This window comes from Roseicyclus sp., assembly GCF_018402035.1.
Lineage (GTDB): Bacteria > Pseudomonadota > Alphaproteobacteria > Rhodobacterales > Rhodobacteraceae > Roseicyclus.
This window is the reverse complement of the sequence record NZ_JAGYJN010000051.1, coordinates 1-2,516: the sequence shown is the minus strand read 5'-3', so window position 1 is coordinate 2,516 and position 2,516 is coordinate 1. Positions and strand designations below refer to the sequence as shown.

At 52.0% G+C, this 2,516-nt stretch carries 3 protein-coding genes; 2 read left to right on the top strand and 1 reads right to left on the bottom strand.

Translation table 11 applies throughout. From position 1 onward, the window contains the following. Nucleotides 1-330: 330 nt before the first annotated feature. Nucleotides 331-645 carry a DUF6626 family protein gene (locus KG698_RS15020; protein WP_367114130.1) on the top strand — a complete coding sequence of 105 codons (315 nt, stop codon included), beginning with the start codon at nucleotides 331-333 and terminating at the stop codon, nucleotides 643-645. A gap of 448 nt (nucleotides 646-1,093) precedes the next feature. Then, nucleotides 1,094-1,450, top strand: coding sequence for a hypothetical protein (locus tag KG698_RS15015; protein ID WP_213686354.1), 357 nt, complete (start codon nucleotides 1,094-1,096; stop codon nucleotides 1,448-1,450). Between the two features lie 39 nt (nucleotides 1,451-1,489). Here KG698_RS15015 and KG698_RS15010 read toward each other — a convergent pair whose 3' ends face one another. Beyond that, nucleotides 1,490-2,230 (bottom strand): hypothetical protein, encoded by a 741-nt coding sequence (locus KG698_RS15010; RefSeq protein ID WP_213686353.1) that lies wholly within the window; start codon nucleotides 2,228-2,230, stop codon nucleotides 1,490-1,492. Nucleotides 2,231-2,516: the final 286 nt, after the last annotated feature.

Genomic DNA, 2,516 nt, shown 5'->3' with positions numbered 1-2,516 from the left:
ACCTGTAATGGTTCAGCGATACAGCCTGCAAGCGATGTGCAATGCACCGTGTGTTTGGATCAATGCCTGTATGGGCGTTGATCTGACTGCTCCTTGCAATGTCGAAAACAAAACAATCAATCACTGCTGATATATCACTGAAGAAGAAACTCATGCAGCAAAGCAGTGGCGCTGAGCGACAGCGATGCGAACACTGCTGCAGATGCGTGTGTGCTCGAAGAGCGCACAGACGACATAGAACAATACACCTAAAATATACTGCACAAAACTGAGATAGCTGAGCCAGTGATAAATACACGGGACAAGTAGGAGATCGTGTGCGTGGCGAAAATGATATTGGAACAGGTGCGTGATAGGCTGCGTGATGCAGGCATAGTGACCACACATAAACAGTTCTGCGAGCTGTGGCTGGGCAAAAGTGAATGCTATATGCGCTTCTTGCGCTTTAGTGAGACAGAGCCAAGTGCTGATGCATTAGCAACATGTGCTGCACAGCTGGCATCAACTGCAAAGCAACTGAGGGGCTATGGCAAGGGCAAGCACAGTGCATGGGCTGAGGAGTTAGAACAGCTGCGTGTTGAGTGCTATGTGGCTATGGATGCTGCAGCACGGGTCAAGCTACAGCGAAAAGGGGTCTGTGCATGAAAAATCCTGTGCTGCAAAATCTTGTGGTCAGTTACTTACAGAATGTGGGTGGTCATTTAGCAACCCCATGCCAGCTGCTGTGAGTGCTGTGACTGACATACAGCGAGCACTCAATGTGATACGCAGCATTGAGCGTGAAGCGGCTGTGGATACAAGACTGGCAGCACTGGCACTGATTACAGGCACAGCTGCAGATATAGCGCGAGAGCTACATGGCGTTGATCAGCAGCCGAAAAACCGTGCAGCTGCCAAACGCATGCCTCGCGCTAAGCCAGTGCCTGCGCCCAAGCCCCCGTCGCCGAATAAGCTCACAGCACCCAATCAACTTCCAAGTGTGCTTCGTAAGCCCAAGCCTTTTACTGAGCCAGAACTTCCCAGCACAGCTATTGAAACAGTGTGACTGCGACATAGTGTTCAGCATCCACTTTAATGCAGAAGGAAGCTGCTGATGCCTACACTTGAGGAACTGCTAAAGAAACACGGCGTGACGCCGATGGATAATCCAAGCTCTGGCCCTCGCGCTAAGCTGCTAAGCCAAGCAGATCGTATGATCAAAGAGATTGGCAACTATGAACATGCTGGCGATATGAATGCGGAAAACGCTAAGTTCTGGTGGGCACCGCAGGCTGTGAATGGCAAGCGCAAGCTCACAGCCAAGTATGGCGGTCGTGCTGTTGATGGTATGAGCACATATGTTGATGACAGCTTGGATGCTGTGAAAGCCATGCTCAACAGCTACAAGGCTATTATTGAAGACAGCGATGATGCGACTTGGGCTGCTGAAGAAGACAAGCGCAAGAGCTGATGCTGCACGGGGCTGGCTGTGCTGTGTGTGCAGTCAGCCTCAATCCTGTTCTAACTCCCGCATCGCTGCTTGCACTGCTTCCAGTTTAGTGTCCGCCTTGCTCTTGCGCACGACCTTGCTGCTTTTACTGCTGCTGGTAATGGAGCGTGGCATATCATCCGTGCTCAGTGTGTTATTGGCTGCGGGTATTGGTCGATCCAGCCATTGTTGCAGCGTAGGGTCGGCTGTGACGGCTGCGTTAAACTTGTTGCGTAGATCCAATAACTGCGCTCTGCACAGTTCTTCAATCGCTGCAGCGCCTTCTGTGTGCCCGCGCTTGTGTAGGTCTTTGGCTTTGATGTCTTGCAGCTGCACTCGGTTTAGTTCTGCTTCGTAATACTTGATCACATGCGGCTTCTTGCTGCTGCCAGAGCGTATCAACTGCTGTTGTTCCCAAGCTGCCAGCATTGCTGCGTATTGCGCTGGGGTCAGATGTGTTTGCAGGGTTCGGTTTTGCACATGCTTGCCGTTGCGAAGCTGTATCTCTAACTCGGCAAGAGCGATGTATCGCCTGTTGCGTTTATCAACAGCGCCAATCCACTGCTGTCCTCGCGCATAATATTGAGCATTGGTCTCGTCGTCTTTGCGCTTGAAGGTCAGCGGATGCTTCTTTGTCTTGTCGTCTGCTGCGTTGCTTGTCTGCTGATTTGCCGCTGAGTTCGGTGTGCTGCTGGCTTGTGCTTGCTGTGTTGCCCGTGCCCGTATCTGCTTCATCAACGGATGATCGTCATGTTCGCCCATCTATGCCTCAGTCGCTGGTAATCCGTGCATATAATGACATGGGCTTTGCTAAAGCGCCAGCACAGCGTCACAGCGCAGCCTACAAGCGTCAGGTCGATGTTGCCGCTGTCGTGTGCAGCACAACGCCCGTTTCGCGCTGTGTGTGCGGTTTATGCGCTATATGCGGCGAAACACTGCGATTGCAGAAATGTTTGACGAGAAGACACGCAGGCATAGTGACGCTGGGTTCAAATACTCAGCCTGCACCACCAACAATCCCACCCACAATATCCGCTCGCTGATGCAG

Bases quoted from the DNA above. Each gene is read 5' to 3' on its own strand.
- KG698_RS15020 (WP_367114130.1), top strand. From the start codon at position 331: ATGATATTGGAACAGGTGCGTGATAGGCTGCGTGATGCAGGCATAGTG.
- KG698_RS15015 (WP_213686354.1), top strand. From the start codon at position 1,094: ATGCCTACACTTGAGGAACTGCTAAAGAAACACGGCGTGACGCCGATG.
- KG698_RS15010 (WP_213686353.1), bottom strand. From the start codon at position 2,230: ATGGGCGAACATGACGATCATCCGTTGATGAAGCAGATACGGGCACGG.